This is a genomic window from Pedobacter sp. PLR (assembly GCF_026239675.1).
In the GTDB taxonomy this organism is placed as follows: Bacteria; Bacteroidota; Bacteroidia; order Sphingobacteriales; family Sphingobacteriaceae; genus Pedobacter.
This window is the reverse complement of record NZ_JAPIVQ010000004.1, coordinates 291,857-310,774: the sequence shown is the minus strand read 5'-3', so window position 1 is coordinate 310,774 and position 18,918 is coordinate 291,857. Positions and strand designations below refer to the sequence as shown.

The following is an 18,918-nucleotide window of genomic DNA, read 5'->3' as shown; positions in this document are numbered from 1 at the left end:
TATGAAAATCGCAGTATTGGCGCCCGTAGCCTGGAGAACTCCTCCAAGGCACTACGGGCCATGGGAGCAGATGGCTTCAAATTTAACAGAGGGTTTGGTTGAGGCAGGGCTGGAAGTTACGCTTTTTGCAACTGGTGATTCGCTGACTTCCGGAAAGCTTGATGCAGTGATCGCGGAAGGATATGAGGAAAACAGGAATCAGGATGCGAAAGTCGTAGAATGCCTCCACATCAGTAACCTGATGGAAAAAGCGGGGTCTTTTGACCTGATACACAACCATTACGACTTTCTGCCGCTTACTTACACCAGGTTAATCAAAACTCCAATGATCACCACGATACATGGTTTTTCTTCAGAAAAGATCATTCCGGTGTATCAGAAGTATAATTCCCGGGGTCATTATGTTTCTATTAGTGATGCAGATCGCCACCCTGAGCTACAATACCTTAAAACGGTATACAATGGGATAGATCCTTCCTCTTTTGAGTTTAATGCGGTTCCTGAAGACTATCTTTTGTTTTTTGGGCGGATTCACCCGGATAAAGGAACTGCTGAAGCGATACAAATTGCCATCCAAAGCAACAAACGACTGATCATTGCAGGCATTATTCAGGATCAGGATTATTTCAATTCCCGGATTGCCCCCTTTTTAAATGGCGATATTGAATTTGTCGGAGCTGCCGGCCCTGCAGAGCGAAACCAGTTGCTAAAACATGCATCGGCCTTATTACACCCTATAAATTTCGAAGAACCCTTTGGATTAAGTGTAGCCGAAGCCATGATCTGTGGGACACCTGTGATCGCTTTCAACAGGGGTTCCATGCCGGAATTAATCAAAGATCAGGAGACCGGGTTTTTAGTAAAAAATGTGGAGGAAGCGGTGGAAGCAATTGGAAAATTAGATCGTATTCATAGAAAAACCTGTAGAGAATGGGCATTGAGTCGGTTTTCGCAAGAAACAATGGTAAAGGATTACATTACCCTTTACCATCATATCTTAACTTAATGATGTTTTTGATGGACTGGTTTTTCTTTCCCTTGTTCTACCGCAGTAGGTGCGGCAGTTTTTTCTACAGGTAAACCGGCATTTTCCTCAGTAATTAAAACATCGTCCTGCGCTTCTCTTCTTTCCGCCATTTTGATCAGGCATTCAGAGCTTTTCAAGCGGTCTAAAACCAGCTCTATTTTAACAGAAGCAAAAGAAGAGCAATAATCGGATAAACCATAAGGGATGATCAGCTCTCCATTATGGATGATTGATCCACAAGAGTATAATACATTGGGCACATAACCCTCGCGCTCATCTGTATTTGGGATTACGAGCGGCTCGTTTAGTCTCCCGATCTCTATGGAAGGATCTTCCAGGTCAAATAAACTGGCACCTAAACAATATCTGCGCATTGGTCCTACACCATGGGTGATCACCAGCCAGCCGTCTTTGGTTTCAATCGGAGAACCACAATTCCCGATTTGTATAAATTCCCAGGGGAACTTTGGCGATTGCAGTTTCACGGGATTATCCCAAACCGTTAATTTGTCAGAATACATCAGGTAGTTGTTCCAGCCGTCTATTCTGGACATCATCACATATTTTCCATTGATCTTTCTTGGAAACAAAGCCAGATTTTTATTCTGCGCACCAATACCGTGTAGTGGACTAACTTTAAAATCGTAGAAATCTGTAGTTTGAAGTAATTTAGGCATGATCATCGCGCCATCAAAAGCGGTATAGGTGGCGTAGTAAATGACTGATCCGTCAGATTTCACAAAGCGGACAAATCGTGCATCTTCAATTCCTTTCCTTTCAAACTCGGAGATCGGGAAGATAACACGGTCAGAAATATCGGTATCTCTGGAAAAGCTGATTTCGTGATAAGTATCAGAAAGCCATAAAATTTTATCGTATTCCAGTTTCCTCAGCTCGTCTTCCTGCAAACTTTTGGTATCCAATATAATCCGTCTCAGGGTGGCGTAGTCAAATTTATCTTCTAGTTTATGTCCCAGTTCATCAAGTATTTCTATGTCAATCTTAGAATCTGCGGCTTTCTTAAGGAATAGCTTCTTGTTATAAACGGCGTTTTTAACCACCTCTGCTTCGTCAATATAGTTTCCTGCAGGAATAACGGTAATGTTATTGTCTTTGTCAATCAGCGCTCTTCTAAAGACGACTGAAGAGATGTGACCCTCTCCCACTGCTCTAAAACTAATGATGACTCTTTTTTCGCCTTCTACCAATTCCGACTGGTCAGGATCTTCTACAATAGAAGGATTGAAAAAGGCGGCAGATTCTATAGAATATTCATGTGTAAAATAAGAACCGATCAGTAATCGCTGGTATTTATCAAGAGACTCCGGATCATATCCTGCTTCTGTAATGGCATTAACCACCTTTTTACAGTGTCTGGTCAGAATCTTTGTGATGTTCCTGTGCCTTTTTGAATATTCCTGCAACAAGGGAGAGATGATACCAAACACTTCTTTATCGGTAAGTGCTAATACGTGTTTTACGACTTCCACTGCCCGCTCTTCGCCGTTGAAGAAAAAACGTGCAATCACACGTTTTGGATCAGGATATACTTTAACCGGTTTTCGTTCTACAGATAATCTCATGTGTTACTAACGTTTTATTGTGGCAAAAAGGTTTATGAAATTATACATTTTTTTAAATAAAAATTTTTTTGTCCTGCCTTTTGTCAGTACTTGTCTGAAAAAGCACACAACAAAACCTGACAATCATACAAATATAGTCAGGATGACAAGCGAACATCCAGACCCTAAAATGACAATACTCAGTCGATTGTCACCAGAAAATAATAATGACTTCCTCCATTAAAATCTATTTGATTATCAATTAATGAGTTACGAAAATTACTGATTCCTGCGCTCAGAGGCTGGGTGTCGTTTGGCATAAGTGTTGACTATATGACATCGATGGTCAGAAATTACAAAACAAAAACGACCAGATTAATCATTTAAAAAACAAGAAAATGAAAAAATTATTATTATCATTAGTTGCAGTTTCAGCATTCGCATTTGGCGCTCAGGCACAAACTGAAAAAGGAAAAATTATTGTAGGTGGTAATGTTGCATTTGACACACATAAGAGTGATGCTGCAGGTGCAAAATCGAACAGCAGTTTCCAGATCGTACCAAGTGTAGGTTACTTTGTTTCTGATAACATCGCAGTAGGTACTGGTATTGGATATGGTTACAGTAAAACGAATGGTGTTGCGGGTCCGGACAATACAACCTTAAGAAACGGTGTTAAAAACACGGCTTTCGTAGTTAATCCATTTGGTCGTTACTATGCTAACCTTTCTGAGTCTTTCAAATTCTTCGGACAATTATCAGTACCAATGGCTTTCGGTAAAGACAAAGCAGTAGATGCAGACGGTCATACAGGTGCTAAAACTGGAAGTACTACCGAAATCGGGGTAGCTTTATCTCCGGGTTTTGCCTTCTACCCGACTAAGAAAATCGGTATTGAATTCGCATTAAACGGATTAAACTACAATACACTTCGTAAAGAAGATGCTAATGGCGACAAAATGAAAGGTGCTGGTTACGATGAATTTAGTTTTGGTGCTAATTTCTTCTCTCCAAAAATCGGTGTTCAGTTCCATTTCTAGTCACTCTACTTAATTTAGATTTTTATAAATGCCCGGAGATATTCTTCGGGCATTTATGCGTTAAAGCCCTTTATATTTTCCTGATTTTCGCTATTTTAGCTGTGGATTAAACCACTAACTAACCATTATCATTTAAGAAACCCTCATGAGCTCATGTTCACAACAGCATTGTGTATAGCGCCTGATAGCTTCTTAATCCTAAAAAAACTTATATACTGATGAAAAAAATACTTTTAATTGCCTGTGGTATCGGCTTCGGCTTATCTGGCTTTGCTCAGGAAAAACCGTTAAAAACGATTAAAGACAATGCGGCAACAGTCGTGAAAAACCAGGGCCAAAGCGGCACCTGCTGGAACTATTCTACCACTTCATTAATCGAATCGGAAGAAATGCGCAAAGGAATGGGCGAATTTAACCTTTCAGAGATGTTTCCAGCTAGAAACATCTATATTGAGAAAGCGAAAAACTATATACTTCGTCAGGGGAAAGCGCAATTTGGGGAAGGTGGTTTAGGCCATGACCTGATCAGGGCAATTGCACTTTATGGCGCCATGCCTCAAGAGGCTTTTCAGGGAGCAACGGGAGAAATCCCGGACCATAGCGGCCTGGAGCAATCGCTTAAAAGCTACCTGGACACCGTATTGAAAAAACGTCCGGTTGCCGCCAACTGGCTTTCTGGTTACGAGCAGATCCTGGATCAGAAATTAGGTACTCCTCCGGCAAATTTTGACTATAAAGGAAAAAACTACACGCCAAAAACTTTCGCCAAAGAGGTACTGAAGTTTGATGCGAACGATTATGTAAACATTTCTTCTTTTACCCACCATCCTTATTACTCGACTTTCGTACTGGAAGCTCCGGATAACTTTGCCAATGGTTCGTTTTACAATATTCCTCTTGATGAGATGATCAGCCTTACCAAAAGTGCTGTTCAAAATGGATACACAGTCATGTGGGATGCGGATGTGAGCAGCAAAAATTTCCAGCAGAAAAAAGGTTACGCCATGTTATTTGCTGATGATGCAGATGTGAAAGCAGAATCTTTAAATCCCAACGCGAAAGAAAAAGCATATTCACCGGAATTGCGTCAGCAGTTGTATGAAGATTTGACAACTCAGGATGATCATTTGATGCATTTGGTCGGGTTGGATCAGTCAAGTGATGGCAAGTACTTCTTCAAAGTGAAAAACTCATGGGGTGAGGTAGGTCCGTTCAAGGGATTTATTGAAGTATCTGAGCCTTATTTCGCCATTAACACAGTCAGCTTAGTCGTGCCGAAAGCAGCATTATCTTCAAAATTGAAAAAGCAATTAGGGATTTAATTCCTGTTTTTTTTACAATAACACAAAAGGCCTTTGCTCTGATTACGATCAGAGCAAAGGCCTTTTGCTTTTAATCAACCCACATCTTTTAACCGGACGCAATTAAATATTTATATCTTACTTTAGACAAATATTTACATCACTATACATCTACATCAAGATACATTGATATCCAGATATCTAAACACCTAAGACAAAAAAAACTAAAAAACAACGGATTACAACTGATGTTCCTGAGACATTTGACCCTCCAAAACATCAGGCCACAAATGCAACAGCAGGGATTCTTTTCAATTACTACACTAGAAACACGGCCAAATTAGACCATAAAACCCTACCCTTTCCCGGTTTTTTTTGTGCATAAAAAAGCCAGGAAGGCTTTGAGTACCTGCAAATCTTTTCTACAAAGATTTGAGTACGAAAAGCATCCTGGCTTTTTAAAAATTAAAACCTACTTCTTCGGCTCCAATTCCATCCCTGTCACATCTACCTCTCCCGTTTGCGAGAAATCTCCGATCAGGTATTTGTTAAAATGATCTGCAAGCTTCCAGAAAGTATATTCTGTTAAGTCACCAAAACCATGACGCTGTCCCGGAACGATTACAAATTCAAATCTCTTTCCTGCTTTCATCAATGCATTAGCCACTCTAATCGTGTTTGCAGGGTGCACATTATTGTCAATATCACCAGTCATCAACATCAAATGACCTTTCAGGTTTTTCGCCAGATCCGGATTTTTGTCGATGCTATATTTGAAAGTCGTGTCACCTTTGGCAGAAATTACTTCTTTTACGCCATGGTGTTTTTCACTCCACCAGCGGTTATAAATACTGTTATCGTGGTTACCGGCATTTGATACCGCAGCTTTAAAGAAATCAGGGTAAACCAACATCGCGGCAGTAGACATAAATCCACCACCCGAATGACCGGTGATTCCTACTTTAGTCGCATCAATAAACTTGTTTTTATCCGCCAATTGCTCTACCGCAGCTTTCTTATCTGCCAATCCATAATCACGCAGGTTGCCATAACCGAAAGTATGGTACCACTTAGAACGTGCAGGATTTCCACCTCTGTTACCTACCGTAATCACGATATAGCCAAATTGTGCCAATCGCTCTGTTCTATCCATGCTTTTGCTGAAAGACTTGTTTACAGCTTCCGTTTGAGGACCTGGATATACATACTCGATGATCGGGTACTTTTTATTGGGATCAAAATCAAAAGGCTTGTACATCACACCATAGATATCGGTGATGCCATCATCTGCTTTCACTTTAAAAGGCTCAGGGAATTTGTAACCGGTAGCCATTAGCAAGGATAAATCTGTGGTTTCCAGATTCATCACTACCCTACCGTTATTATCCATTACCACTGCCTTAGGAGCTGTATTTACCCTGGATGAATTGTCTACAAAGAATTTAGCTTCATCATTCATGCTGATCGCATGGTCAAAATCACCCTGATTTAACAGTTTCATACCTGAACCATCAAAATTGATGCGGTACAAGTGTACATAGTAAGGATCTTCCTTACTCTCTCTGCCATTGGCAGTGAAATAAAGCACCCTGTTTTTATGGTCTACATTTACGATTTCTTCGCAATGAAAAGCACCTTTGGTAATTTGATTTTTCAATTTTCCGGCAGCATCGAAAAGGTAAAAATGGCCCCATCCATCACGCTCCGACCAATGAATCATTTCTTTACCATCATTTACCAATCCCGGACGATTTAACTCCAGGTAAGTATTGAAACGCTCTTCTATTAAAGGCGTCAGGGCACCGCTCTGAATGTCTACTGCGCATACATCCACACGCTTCAAATCTCTGCTGGTACGACCGAAATAAATCTTGTTATTTGTTCCCAACCAGATTGAAGGACGAAACTCATTGTCTCTGTCTTTATTCAGGCTTGGTGCTGGCCATACTGACAAGTTCTGGTCTTTAAAGGCGTGGGTATTAAGTTTTTTATAGCTTTTAGCTGCAAAATTAAACAGCAACATCTCATCGATAGGCGCTTCCGCTTCCCCGGGCATCTGGTATTTATATGTTTCCAGTGTTGGTCTTCCTGCGGAAACATTATTGATCACCCAAAGGTCTTTTACTTTACGACTGTCGGATCTGTTCAACACAAAATGTTTCGCATCCGGCGACCATAGTACATAAGCCCTTCTTCTCTTTTTATTGTTCTTTTCGTTCTCTTCATTGTTCTCCCCATCGCCATTGCTGCCGTAAGCATAGAACTTCTGACCGTCTTTCGTCAGCTGATTCTCTACAATAGTGCTGTCTTCTTCATTCTTGACTGCTTTCTTGTAGTTCTCTTTATCCATCCAGTACAAATTGTAATTTCTCGTAAAGATGATGGCTGAAGAATCCGGTGCTACTGCTCCCCAGGTTGGTTTTGCCTTAGGTTTCGCATAATTAGGTACTTCAGTCAATTTTTTTGTCGCCAGTACATAGTTAAAAAAGAAGATCTTTTTCTGTAGTGAATCTGCGGCTTTCTTATCTTTTCTATCTTTTTTCAGCTCATCAACAGAGCTTTTAACCTCAAAAGTAACGGCCTTCTCATCAGCAGCGAACTTCAGGTTTTCCAATGGCAAATGTTGTGCATCAAAAGGATCACGCATGATGGTGGTGATTTCTGCCGCCAGCTGCGCATTGTCAAACATTTTCTTCTTAGTTTTCGCTGATGGATCTACCAGATACCATTCCTTTCCTGCCGGAGTTTCATATTCATACCAGAATCTGTTGCTCAGTTTCAACCAATGTGGATCTACGGCCGTAGAATAAACCAGTTTTTTAATCTTGGCAGGTGAGAATCTCGAAGCCAGCTGGTAATTGGCTTTCGGAGCAGCTACTGTCGACTCTGTAATGGTGAAGGTTTTGGTTTGCGCCATGGCACCATAACCCATACAAAGTGAGAGTAAAAGAGGGGTGTAAAGTTTCTTCATTAGTGGTTTTAAATAAACCGCCTAAATTATTGATTAAAGGTGATAAGAAATCGGATTCTTTTGTAATAAAAGTGATAGTTTAAACGAATTCTGGAAGATTATTTTAAATCTTGATAAAGCCTCGCTTTAAGTGATTTACGGGCTCATCGGAAACCCTGATTTTTGTTCTCTTCAGACATTGTAAATATAATGAGTAAATCAGGATTGATTTTTTAGTTTTGTATGAAATACTGAATTATGAAACATACCTTCCTCCCTATTCTTGCTGCCGCAGTAATGCTCACTGCAGGATGCCAGTCAAAATCACAGACCAATGGTGCTGGTGATAACCCTAAGGACTCTTTAACCACTACAACCACGGAAGGTACTCCGGCAACGGAACAAAGCCCGGCGGCAACTACGGATATCTCGAAGATCAAAGTGGCGGATGCTAAAACCATACTTGCACGCAAACAGGTACCTATTTTATGCTACCACCAGGTGCGCGACTGGAAAGCAAAAGACTCGAAAGCGGCTAAAGATTATATCATTCCTATTGCGACTTTCAAAGACCACATGAAAATGTTGGCCGACAGCGGTTACCATACGATCCTTCCGGATCAATTATATGACTATTTAAATAACGGTACTGCATTGCCAGCCAAACCGATTATGCTGACTTTTGATGATACCGATTTAGATCAGTTCACCATTGCTGCACCGGAAATGAAAAAATACGGTTTCAAAGGTGTGTTTTTTGTAATGACAGTTTCCCTTGGCAGACCAAATTATATGAGCAGAGACCAGGTGAAACAACTTTCAGATATGGGTCATGTGATCGGATCTCATACCTGGGATCACCACAATGTAAAAAAATACCAGGGACAGGATTGGGTAACGCAAATTGAAAAACCAACCAAAACTTTGGAAGAAATTACAGGTAAAAAGATTCAGCATTTCGCTTATCCATTCGGATTATGGAATCCTGAGGCCATTCCGGAGCTTAAAAAGAGAGGAATGAAATCTGCATTTATTCTGGCTACAAAACGTGATGAAAATGACCCGTTGTATACCATCAGAAGGATTATCGCCAGCGGTTACTGGACTTCAAAAACATTAAGCAATAGCATCAAAAACAGCTTCTAAGGATTAAAATGAGAAATATACTGTTCACACTGGCCGTGCTCCCGGTCCTGTTTTTTTCTTCCTGTGTGGAAAATAGTAAAGCTGAAAAAGAGAATTCATTCGTATCAAAAGGCAGTAATCAGACTGCTACAAGTGGGATTACTTCTTCTGCTGCCGGAGCTGGTAAAAAAGCAAGTGCAGCAGAAGTACTGGCAAAAAAAGAAGTACCGGTGCTTTGTTACCATCAAATCCGCGACTGGAAAGCCAGTGATTCAAAACGTGCGCATGATGACATCATTCCGCCGGCAAATTTCAGTCAGCACATGAAAATGCTGGCAGATAGTGGTTATCATACCATTTTGCCGGATGAGCTGTACGACTATCTGAATTTTGGGAAAGAACTTCCTGAAAAGCCAATTATGATCACTTTTGACGATACCGATCTTGATCAATATACAGTAGGTGCCAAAGAGTTGAAAAAAAATGGCTTTAAAGGCGTTTTCTTTATCATGACCGTTTCCATTGGCCGACCTAGATATATGAGTAAAGCGCAGATTAAGGAACTTTCCGATGATGGGCATATGATTGCCAGTCACACCTGGAACCATAAAAACTTTGCGGATTTCACAGATGAGGATTGGGAAATTCAGATCGATAAGCCAACCAGAACACTGGAAGCGATTACCGGCAAAAAGGTGGAATACTTTGCCTACCCTTACGGGGTTTCCAAAGCCGAAAACTTACATAAACTGGAAGAGCATGGCTTTAAAGCTGCTTTTATCTTGTCAACGAAAAGAGATCCTGAGTATCCTTTGTTTACCATCCGCCGGATTATAGACCCCGGGACTTACACTGCCAGAAATCTATACAACAGCATCAATAAAAGCTTTAAATAACAGTTGTTATTGTAATTTATAAAAGAGGTATGCGCTACTAAATATAGTAAAGCATACCTTTTTTTATGTGCTCATTTTTTTCAATTCTTTTTCGAATATCAACTCTGGAGCTCACACTTCTTATCGCCATAACTGATTAAATGTATTTCCATACCTAATGTTTATTTAATTCTGATTTACATATTTTCATCGCTCCCGGATAAGCCCTGGTATTTTGGGTCATATGACCCTATTTGCACATTGCAAATACATTAAATTCGTATTCATTTAAACCTGAATTATGGATCATATTCTCAATAACACCGAGTTTGAAGATTATGACATCTCCGTTGTGATGTCATTTTATAAAAAAATGAAAGACTTTAGAAGAGTTTTACCGGTCAACGCCCCTTATTTCCAGAGAAATGGGATAGAGGTCATCATTGCATTAGATGAACCTACGGAATGCGAAGCGTTAATTGATTTTATCAGAGAATATCCGGATATCAACTGGCGGGTAATTGTAAACCGTAACGACCATGAATGGCGAAATCCATGCAAAGCCTGGAACGTAGGGATTAGACATGCCACAAAAAAATACATCATGGTAGTTGATCCGGAATGTGAATTTCTTACAGACGTAATTTACCATTTAAAGTACGCTGCTGAATTGTATGAAGATTACTTCTATGCCGGTAGAGTTGCTTTTGTCGATTACACTTACAAAGCTGGTCCGCACACCGTGGAAACAGAGCGTTTTTCCAATTATGGCAGCATTTTAACCAAAAAAGAGCAGCTGGAAAAAGTAGCAGGTTATACGGAAGCTTTCAACATCTGGGGCGGAGAGGATGATAACTTACGCGCAAAATTAAAACATATTGGCGTTCGGAAAGCAGAGGTAGCAACAGCATTGATTCTGCATCGCGAAGATGAAACTGATGGGGTCGTTTCCAGAGCAAGTAAAATCTTAGCCCTTCCCCCGGACCTGATCAATAAAGCATTTACTCCAGACGAGCAGGACTTTAATAACCCAGACTGGGGGAGAGATTTTGAGGAGATCCGATATGATTATCTAAGCTCCGTGATGGATTAAATTATTTCTTTAATCAGGTAATGTTTACCATTAAAATCAAAAGATGCGCCTTTTTCTTTACCAATCAGCAGGTTGCCTATTGGAGAAGCGGCAGAAATCGCAAAAATACTTTCGCCATCCAGTTTTAATTGTCCGGCGCTGATGCTGATGTAAAAAACACCTTCGGAGGTATAAACCAGGTTTCCGTTTCTTACTTTGTCATTTGAGGGCGTCTCTTTGATAGAATTTAGCAATTGCAGGTTTTGTTGCGCGTCCATCAACAGCCTTTTGTTCCTGCTGATGTCTTGTTGCATCATCTCCCGCGTAGTCTCAAACTTGTCCCCTGCACTACTCTTGGTATCGTCATTACTCGCTTCACGCGACTGTTCCAATGCCGTCTCTGCGGTATGGATTCTTTGTTCTATGAAGTTCAAACAAAGCAGGTATAATTTTTCTTTAATGTCTTGCATAACTTATGATTCTACCCATTTTACTTTATCTGCTATCGGAGTTCTTTTTGCGTCTCTTGGCGCTTCATTATGGTAACCCATATAGAAAAGGCCAAAGCATTTTTCATTCTTTTCAAGATTTAAAAAGCTACCAAGCGCTTCAAGCAGCCCCGGGGAACTCCAGTAAGCACCAATATTTAAAGCTTCTGCCGTCAATGCCATATTTTGCACGGCACAGGCAAGGGCAGCAAGCTCTTCCCATTCAGGGACTTTATCTGCATGTAAAGCCGCATTTAAAGTGATGATACAATTTGCTTGTGCAGCTTTTTCCAGAATACTATCGTATTTCTTTTGCAGGAACTGATGCGCTGGTATGGTTTCTTTATATAATCTGGCTAATTCAGCACCTAGTTTCATTTTACCTTCATTTCTGAAAACAATGAAACGCCATGGCTCCGTCAGCTTATGTGTAGGGGCATAATTTGCACTTTCCAACACCTGCCTGATCAATTCTACCGGAATCTCCTGTTCCGTATAGCTAATTGGGAAAATACTACGGCGGCGTTGAATAATACGACTTAATATATCTATTTCTTTTTCCATGAATCTTTCTGCTTGGATATAACTATTGGCAAAAGTAGCAATATCAGCTTTCCTTTTGTTGAAAATGGTCATTGTTTTCCGGCTTGATCTTTTTAAGCTGTTTTTTGACCTGTTTTGCCCTTCCATAAAAGGCAACGCTTTCCAGATCTTCCAGATGGGCAATGGTTTCCAGTAATTCGTCTTTAACCCAGGGATATCGCGGCGCGAGGTTGGCTAGTGCCTGCATGGCATGTACTTTAGTCGCCACCAAAACCTTTTCATCAATCAGCCAATCGAACATTAAACCGATGAGTGGTTCAAAATCTATCTTTTCTAATTGTCCGGGGTGTAAGCCTTTCGCTTGTTTACTGGTCATAAAGGCCAGTATTTTCCCGTAGTGTCGCATCGGGCCAGGGTGTTTTTGTGCTGTAAACCGACTCAGAAAATAACCCAGATGATCTCCCAGACAATAGTAATTGAAGAAAATGTGTTCCAGTAGCCATGCCGCCCTGAAAGCCAGCTCTTTCCGGGAATGAAAGGTCAGGTCAATCACATCTTTAACGGTAAAGCCATCTTCAGAATCACGATACAAATTCCGCGTACCGGCAATATCTGAAATCACCTTTACCATTTTAGCCCCCATAGAAGCGCCCAATCGCGTTGTTAATTCATCCTTCGTCACCTTATTGAAATTAGATTAGTCAAAACTAATAAATCCCTATTCAAATCATTTTATAAATTATAACTACCTTTGCGGCTTATTTTATCAGCAATATGATTTCAGTTTCTAACTTATCCCTCCGTTACGGAAAACGTACCTTATTTGAAGATGTGAACCTAAAATTCACGCATGGCAACTGCTATGGTGTAATTGGGGCGAACGGCGCAGGTAAATCCACCTTCCTTAAAATTCTTTCAGGAGAAGTAAACCAAACTTCGGGTAGTGTGGCTTTTACTCCAGGCGAACGTATGGCAGTTTTAAAACAAAACCACTATGAGTTTGATGAATTTCCGGTGATTGAAACGGTGATGATGGGTCACAAGGAATTGTACGACATCATGAAGGAAAAAGATGCCATCTATATGAAGGAAGATTTTACCGACAAGGATGGTGAGCGTGCTGGTGAGCTGGAAAACAGATTTGCAGAAATGGATGGCTGGAATATGGAAAGCAATGCTGCTACCATGTTGAGCAATTTAGGAATTAAAGAAGAACACCACTATAAGCAACTAAAAGAACTTGATGGTACCCAAAAAGTACGTGTATTATTGGCACAAGCTTTATTTGGTAATCCTGATGTGTTATTACTGGATGAGCCTACCAACGATCTGGACATTGAAACCATCGCCTGGTTAGAGAACTTCCTTGCTGATTACCAAACTATCGTATTGGTTGTATCTCACGATAGACACTTTTTAGATGCGGTATGTACGCATATCGTTGACATTGATTTCAGCAAAATGAGCATTTACTCGGGTAACTATACCTTCTGGTATGAGTCTAGCCAACTTGCTTTGAAACAACGTGGTGATCAAAATAAAAAACTGGAAGAGAAAGTTAAAGAACTTCAGGAATTTATTCAGCGCTTTAGTGCGAATGCTTCGAAGTCGAAACAAGCAACTTCCCGTAAGAAAGCTTTAGATAAAATTGATATCTCGGAAATTAAAGCTTCAAGCAGAAAATATCCTGCAATTTTATTCAATAATTTGGGTAGAGAAGCTGGTGATCAGATTCTACAGGTTGAAAACCTTTCTTGTACTTTAAATGGAGATGTGATGTTTAAAAACGTCAGCTTCATGGTAAATAAAGGAGATAAAGTGGCTATTCTATCTCAGAACAGTTTAGCGACGACTGCTTTTTATAATGTATTAACTGCCCGTGAGCCTAACTATACAGGTGAATTTAAGTTTGGTATCACCATTAGTATGGCAGATATTCCTAACGACAACACTCCTTATTTCGAAGGAAAAGATGAAAATCTGGTAGATTGGTTACGTGAGTATTCAGGTACAGAAATGGATGAGCAGTTTGTAAGAAGTTTCTTAGGTAGAATGTTGTTCTCCGGTGAAGAGGTTTTGAAAAACGTGAAAGTGTTGTCAGGTGGTGAGAAAATGCGTTGTATGTTCTCTCAAATGATGTTAAAACATGCGAATCTATTGTTATTAGATGAGCCTACGAATCACCTGGATTTAGAGTCGATCACGGCACTAAACAACGGATTAAAAGATTTCAGAGGTACCGCTTTGTTTACTTCACGAGATCATGCTTTAACAGAATCGGTAGCAACAAGAATCATCGAAATTACGCCTAAAGGTGTAATTGATAAAATGATGACTTACGACGATTATATTACGAGTCCGGATGTTGCTCAGCTAAGAGCAGAAATGTATAAATAATTGCAGAAATGTATAAATAATTTAAAAGGGGGCCTGTTAGCCCCCTTTTTTTATGGACGTCTGATTAAACATCGGTATAGACCAGTTCTTTGAGTAAGCGGTAAAGATTTCGCTGCTGAAAGTACCTGTTCTTGTTATTGTCCATATCCTCTCCCGGTATCGCTGCAGGGGTTTTAATAATTTCTCTTAGGTCTTCTATGATGCTGAGGCTATCCAGATCCAGGGTACGGAAGTATTTTTCATTGTATACCTCTGCGATATTTGGCGCACCACAATAGATCGGGATGGTATCACAGATCGCACAGTCTACAAACTTTTCAGTGATGTAATTCTTTTCATTGGAGTTCTCAATGGCGATAGAATATTCATAAGGCATTAAGCCTGTGTGTTTATGTGCTATGAATCCTTTGTACCGTTCGTCAGTAATGTTAAATCCCTTACCGTAAATGTCAATATCCAGATCTGAAGAAAGAATCTCCCGAAGCAATCGCATCCGTTTTGTGTAATTACCGATATGGAAACTTAACGAAGACATAATCATAGACAGCTTTTTAGGCTTCCGGATCGATTTGTTTCCCAGAAACAAGGATTTATCTACATGGTCATGGAAAAATAGGTAAGCGGGGCGCTCTATAACTTTCCTGCCCAATTTGATATGATGAGTCTCTTCAAATAATTGCTGATCATGGACAATCAGATAATCACTGTTACTTAAAAAATAAGTATTGACATGAGCCGGACTCCAGGACGGTTCCTGAACTACCGTGATTATTTTCGCTTTACTATTGATGCTTTCCGCTGTATAGTTAAACACCACAGCATAATCATAATTCTCACCAGTGGTAAAGCTCAATTCATCATCATAAATTTCATAATTGGCCTTGAATCTTTCAAGGATATTTTCTGAGCGATCATAGTTGGCGAAAAATTTAATTCTCATATTCAGGTGGGTTATCAATTGATATTTCTAAATCATTTCTTTCCATTTCAGAATTTTAATCCAGGTACTTCACATTAATCTTAAGTTCTTCATCCGATATTCCCAATACCACTTCCATCTCACAATTCTGCAGACCTTGATTGTTTTCCAGAAATAGAAGCTGATACAAACTGATCAGCCTTCCATTCCCTTCTACAATAGTAAAAGGTCCTTCAATACCAGAGGCAAGAAGTGTTATCCCCAACCATTGTACTTCCTTACTTCCTGTTTGCAATGCTTGTTTAATACCTTCAATCCGTAAATCCATACCTGGATTCCTTTGAAGTTCTTTTGCAGCATCAGCAACCTGATAGCTCGCATTTGTCATTTTTGCAAAGCCCTCTACTCCTATTGTTTGTAGTTTATTAAATTCCCTCTTTGTAATTTCCAATCCTGCTAAATACCAGGAAACGTCTGATGGTAAGCAGTCGACTAATGATAAATGATGTAGTTTCAAGGATTTGCTGATTCCCTTTTTCTCTAGATTCCGATCATTTGAATACAGTAGTTGCAACGTTTCCCGGGGAACGGTTTCATTTATAAAATCCAAATATTCCACATAAACTTCCGCAATTGCCCAGCGACGCAACATTTCATGACTATTGATTTCCCTGATTAACCTCATATACTATTATTTTAATAAAGCCTTTAATTTTCATCAATAGCATCAAGTTATCAAAATTGGAAGGGCCATAATAATCCCATTAAATTTTGGGTCATTTGACCCTATCTGGAGTACCCTCTTGTACTTAACTTAGTGTAAACTAATTAAATACAACAGCTCATGAATTCAAATCCCTCATTAATATCTTGTATTTGTATCACTGGCGACAAGCCATTTGAACTACAAAGGGCACTATCCTGTTTCATTAAACAAGACTACCCCAATACGGAATTGGTCATCTCGTATCCAAAGGATGATTCTCCTACCATAGACATTCTAAATCAGCTCAGGAAAAACTACGTTACAAAAATCATCAGGCTGGAACGGGATAGAGCGGATACTACCAGTTCAGCCAGAAATGCCGCGATCGAAATTGCAAATGGAGAGTTTATATGTATGTGGCACGATGAACACTGGCATCATTCCAATAGGATCACGACTCAATACTCCGTTTTAGAAAACGGTCCGTTTAGGTGCAGTTTCCTTAGCAAGATTCTTCTTTATGATCTGAAATATCAAATGACTTATGAATCCAGGTTTAAAACCTGGCCAGAATCCTTACTCTGCGACAAGCAGATCATGCTTGAGGCCTGTCTTACTTATTTAGAAGAACCCAATGCCCGTGAAATCAATAGTTACCTTTTTAGTAAAAATGTGCTCTACCAAATCAGTAATGCTTCACATCTGTACATCTATATTTTTGATAGGTTATGGAAAAACCGGAGATCCCACCATTTCAAATTCCCAAATGCTGAAGGTTTAACGGACATTAATGAGACCATTCAAGATATTATTGAGCTTGATCAATATTTACTGGAAAACAAATACAAAGACTAATGTGATTTTGGGTCATTTGGCCCTATTTCGAAATATAGGTTTATTTAATTTTAACATAAACAAAATCTAAAATACAATGGCAAAATCATGGTATGTTTTTACAGGTTATGGAGACCCAACCCTCTTTTCCAATTATAGAAGACTGACAGTTCAACATACTTGTTTATGCGGAAATGAAATCTGCGCAATTTATGCAGATGGTGAAGGAATCTATCCCGAAAACCCACTTTCATTCCAACTTCAGGCATATATAAAAAAAGCAATGGTTACTGGCCAGCTACAACCAGAATACCCCACTGATGCTAAAAAATACGTGTATTTAAGATATAAATAACAGAAACAACAACTTAATAAAAGGACATATTATGATTTCACCACTAGTCAGCTGCATCATGCCAACGGCCAACAGGCAGAAATTTATCCCATTGGCCATCAGTTATTTTCTGGAACAGAATTATGCCAATTCTGAGCTTGTGATTATTGATGATGGGAAAGAACCTGCATCACAACTAATCCCGGATACCCCTCGAATCAGGTACTTTTATACTGATCCTTTAGGTACCATTGGTGTGAAAAGAAATTATGCCTGTGAAAAAGCAAATGGTGAGATCATTATACATTGGGATGATGACGACTGGTATGCCCCTGACTGGATCAGCAGACAAGTTATTGCTTTAAATACTTCTGCGGCAGATATCACCGGATTAAATCAAGTGATTTTCTATTCTCCATCCATAGATAAACGCTGGCTGTATGAAGATCAGGATATGGAAAAACCATGGCTATGTGGTGCAACGATGGCCTATCATAAATCCTTTTGGCAAGCGCATCCTTTTATAGATATCCAGGTGGGAGAAGATTATGATTTTGTATGGAATACTGGTGCAAAAACTTTTGCTTTAGATTATTTGACTGGCTTTGTAAGTATACTTCATGCACACAATACGAGTATTAAGCCCGTAGAAGACATTCGCCATAAGAAAAATGGAACAACCTGGAAAGACCCAAATAAACCGGCTTCGTCATGAACATACCCTATGTATCCTGTATTATGCCAACGGCAAACCGGGCTAAATTTATTCCCCTGGCTATTGATAATTTTCTAAATCAAGATTATCGCAATGCGGAATTGATCATTATGGATGATGGAAAAGAGTCTGTACGGGACTTAATTCCCAAACACCACCGAATCAGATATTTCTATAAAGAAACAGTCAACACCATTGGCATAAAACGAAATCTTGCCTGTGAAGAAGCAAAAGGGAAAATTATTATGCATTGGGACGATGATGATTGGTATGCCGCTGATTGGATCAGCAGACAGTTAATCGCAATCGAATCTTCAGGTGCAGACATTTGCGGTTTGAATGAGATTACCTTCTTCTCTCCATTAGTTGGGAAATTCTGGAATGTAGCTGATAAAAAAACAGAGCGTCCATGGCTGGCCGGGGCTACGATGGTTTACAAAAAAGAATTCTGGCAACAACATCCTTTTAAAGACCTACAAATTGGAGAAGACTATGATTACATCTGGAATACCGGAGCCACAATATATGCCCATGATTATGTAGATGGATTTATTGCAACACTCCATGCGCACAATACGACTTTAAAACCATTTGAAGATTCCAGGCATAAAAAACATGCTCTAGGGTCGATGAATGTTAGTTATGAGGGGAAAGCTGAAAACCCTGAACAGAGTAAGCCTTAATCAAACAAAAATTGCTATGCCCTGGTATCAATTCATCAATAATGACCTGGATATCTGTAGTCCGGAGAGTTACAAAATTTTAACAGCTGCACCAGAAACTGTTGACGGCCCTTATTTATCGGCAATTTTTGCCGATGAAATACCTAATGATCCGGATCGAAAACCGGATCTGGAAGGCACTCCTGGATTGCTGTTTTATATTATCCGCGCCCTGGTTAAAGGAAAAGGCCAGCCTGTTTCAATATTTCCTCCTGTTCCATTAGAAGTACGCATGTCTATGAGACCTGCTTCCGGAGCAATTGAAAAAATATAACTATTTCAACTTTGGGTCATTTGGCCCAACTGGT

General features: G+C 39.8%; 19 protein-coding genes. 12 read left to right on the top strand and 7 right to left on the bottom strand.

From position 1 onward, the window contains the following. Position 1 precedes the first annotated feature (1 nt). Positions 2-1,006 carry a glycosyltransferase family 4 protein gene (locus OQX61_RS11925; RefSeq protein WP_265841908.1) on the top strand — a complete coding sequence of 335 codons (1,005 nt, stop codon included), beginning with the start codon at positions 2-4 and terminating at the stop codon, positions 1,004-1,006. Here the strand turns inward: OQX61_RS11925 and OQX61_RS11920 are convergent. Beyond that, positions 1,003-2,610: a glycoside hydrolase family 130 protein gene (locus tag OQX61_RS11920; RefSeq protein WP_265841907.1), complete on the bottom strand. Its 1,608-nt coding sequence runs from the start codon at positions 2,608-2,610 to the stop codon at positions 1,003-1,005. The genes OQX61_RS11925 and OQX61_RS11920 overlap by 4 nt on opposite strands. A gap of 377 nt (positions 2,611-2,987) precedes the next feature. On the opposite strand from OQX61_RS11920, the gene OQX61_RS11915 reads away from it, so the two are divergent. Then, positions 2,988-3,629 (top strand): outer membrane beta-barrel protein, encoded by a 642-nt coding sequence (locus tag OQX61_RS11915; RefSeq protein ID WP_265841906.1) that lies wholly within the window; start codon positions 2,988-2,990, stop codon positions 3,627-3,629. Positions 3,630-3,847: 218 nt separating this feature from the next. Further along, positions 3,848-4,951 (top strand): C1 family peptidase, encoded by a 1,104-nt coding sequence (locus tag OQX61_RS11910; RefSeq protein ID WP_265841905.1) that lies wholly within the window; start codon positions 3,848-3,850, stop codon positions 4,949-4,951. Between the two features lie 451 nt (positions 4,952-5,402). Here the strand turns inward: OQX61_RS11910 and OQX61_RS11905 are convergent, their stop codons facing one another. Further along, complete coding sequence (locus tag OQX61_RS11905; protein WP_265841903.1) at positions 5,403-7,901, bottom strand: DPP IV N-terminal domain-containing protein; 2,499 nt, start codon at positions 7,899-7,901, stop codon at positions 5,403-5,405. Positions 7,902-8,138: 237 nt separating this feature from the next. Here OQX61_RS11905 and OQX61_RS11900 point away from each other — a divergent pair, with 237 nt between their 5' ends. The 3 genes from OQX61_RS11900 (at position 8,139) to OQX61_RS11890 (ending at position 10,973) form a co-directional block, all read left to right on the top strand. Then, positions 8,139-9,026 (top strand): polysaccharide deacetylase family protein, encoded by an 888-nt coding sequence (locus OQX61_RS11900; protein ID WP_265841902.1) that lies wholly within the window; start codon positions 8,139-8,141, stop codon positions 9,024-9,026. Between the two features lie 8 nt (positions 9,027-9,034). Next, positions 9,035-9,901: a polysaccharide deacetylase family protein gene (locus OQX61_RS11895; protein ID WP_265841901.1), complete on the top strand. Its 867-nt coding sequence runs from the start codon at positions 9,035-9,037 to the stop codon at positions 9,899-9,901. Between the two features lie 280 nt (positions 9,902-10,181). After that, entirely contained in the window at positions 10,182-10,973 is a 792-nt protein-coding gene (locus tag OQX61_RS11890) for a glycosyltransferase (RefSeq protein WP_265841900.1), read from the top strand. Here the strand turns inward: OQX61_RS11890 and OQX61_RS11885 are convergent. Genes OQX61_RS11885 through OQX61_RS11875 form a run of 3 tightly spaced genes read right to left on the bottom strand, consistent with a single transcriptional unit; the run spans position 10,970 to position 12,665 of the window. Further along, positions 10,970-11,422, bottom strand: coding sequence for a 3-oxoacyl-ACP synthase (locus tag OQX61_RS11885; RefSeq protein WP_265841899.1), 453 nt, complete (start codon positions 11,420-11,422; stop codon positions 10,970-10,972). The two genes, OQX61_RS11890 and OQX61_RS11885, sit on opposite strands and share 4 nt — an antisense overlap. 3 nt (positions 11,423-11,425) lie before the next feature. Then, the gene (locus tag OQX61_RS11880) at positions 11,426-12,004 is read right to left on the bottom strand and encodes a nitroreductase (protein ID WP_265841898.1); all 579 of its coding nucleotides are present in this window, start codon (positions 12,002-12,004) and stop codon (positions 11,426-11,428) included. Positions 12,005-12,047: 43 nt separating this feature from the next. After that, positions 12,048-12,665, bottom strand: coding sequence for a hypothetical protein (locus tag OQX61_RS11875; RefSeq protein WP_265841897.1), 618 nt, complete (start codon positions 12,663-12,665; stop codon positions 12,048-12,050). Positions 12,666-12,757: 92 nt separating this feature from the next. Between OQX61_RS11875 and OQX61_RS11870 the strand changes: the two genes are divergently transcribed. Then, positions 12,758-14,380 carry an ATP-binding cassette domain-containing protein gene (locus OQX61_RS11870; RefSeq protein WP_265841896.1) on the top strand — a complete coding sequence of 541 codons (1,623 nt, stop codon included), beginning with the start codon at positions 12,758-12,760 and terminating at the stop codon, positions 14,378-14,380. A 64-nt stretch (positions 14,381-14,444) separates the two neighbouring features. Here the strand turns inward: OQX61_RS11870 and OQX61_RS11865 are convergent, their stop codons facing one another. Together OQX61_RS11865 and OQX61_RS11860 are read right to left on the bottom strand one after the other, a co-directional pair. Further along, positions 14,445-15,320, bottom strand: coding sequence for a glycosyltransferase family 10 (locus tag OQX61_RS11865; protein WP_265841895.1), 876 nt, complete (start codon positions 15,318-15,320; stop codon positions 14,445-14,447). A gap of 55 nt (positions 15,321-15,375) precedes the next feature. Then, the gene (locus OQX61_RS11860; protein ID WP_265841894.1) at positions 15,376-15,984 is read right to left on the bottom strand and encodes a hypothetical protein; all 609 of its coding nucleotides are present in this window, start codon (positions 15,982-15,984) and stop codon (positions 15,376-15,378) included. A 159-nt stretch (positions 15,985-16,143) separates the two neighbouring features. Here OQX61_RS11860 and OQX61_RS11855 point away from each other — a divergent pair, with 159 nt between their 5' ends. From OQX61_RS11855 to OQX61_RS11835, 5 genes are all read left to right on the top strand, one after another. Continuing rightward, entirely contained in the window at positions 16,144-16,860 is a 717-nt protein-coding gene (locus tag OQX61_RS11855) for a glycosyltransferase family A protein (protein WP_265841893.1), read from the top strand. Between the two features lie 76 nt (positions 16,861-16,936). Beyond that, the gene (locus OQX61_RS11850; protein ID WP_265841892.1) at positions 16,937-17,194 is read left to right on the top strand and encodes a hypothetical protein; all 258 of its coding nucleotides are present in this window, start codon (positions 16,937-16,939) and stop codon (positions 17,192-17,194) included. Between the two features lie 31 nt (positions 17,195-17,225). Further along, positions 17,226-17,888 carry a glycosyltransferase family A protein gene (locus OQX61_RS11845; protein WP_265841891.1) on the top strand — a complete coding sequence of 221 codons (663 nt, stop codon included), beginning with the start codon at positions 17,226-17,228 and terminating at the stop codon, positions 17,886-17,888. Then, a complete protein-coding gene (locus tag OQX61_RS11840; RefSeq protein WP_265841890.1) occupies positions 17,885-18,571 on the top strand; it encodes a glycosyltransferase family A protein in 687 nt (228 codons plus the stop codon). The genes OQX61_RS11845 and OQX61_RS11840 overlap by 4 nt, the downstream gene beginning before the upstream one ends. Before the next feature lie 16 nt (positions 18,572-18,587). Next, positions 18,588-18,884 carry a hypothetical protein gene (locus tag OQX61_RS11835; RefSeq protein ID WP_265841889.1) on the top strand — a complete coding sequence of 99 codons (297 nt, stop codon included), beginning with the start codon at positions 18,588-18,590 and terminating at the stop codon, positions 18,882-18,884. Positions 18,885-18,918 lie beyond the last annotated feature (34 nt).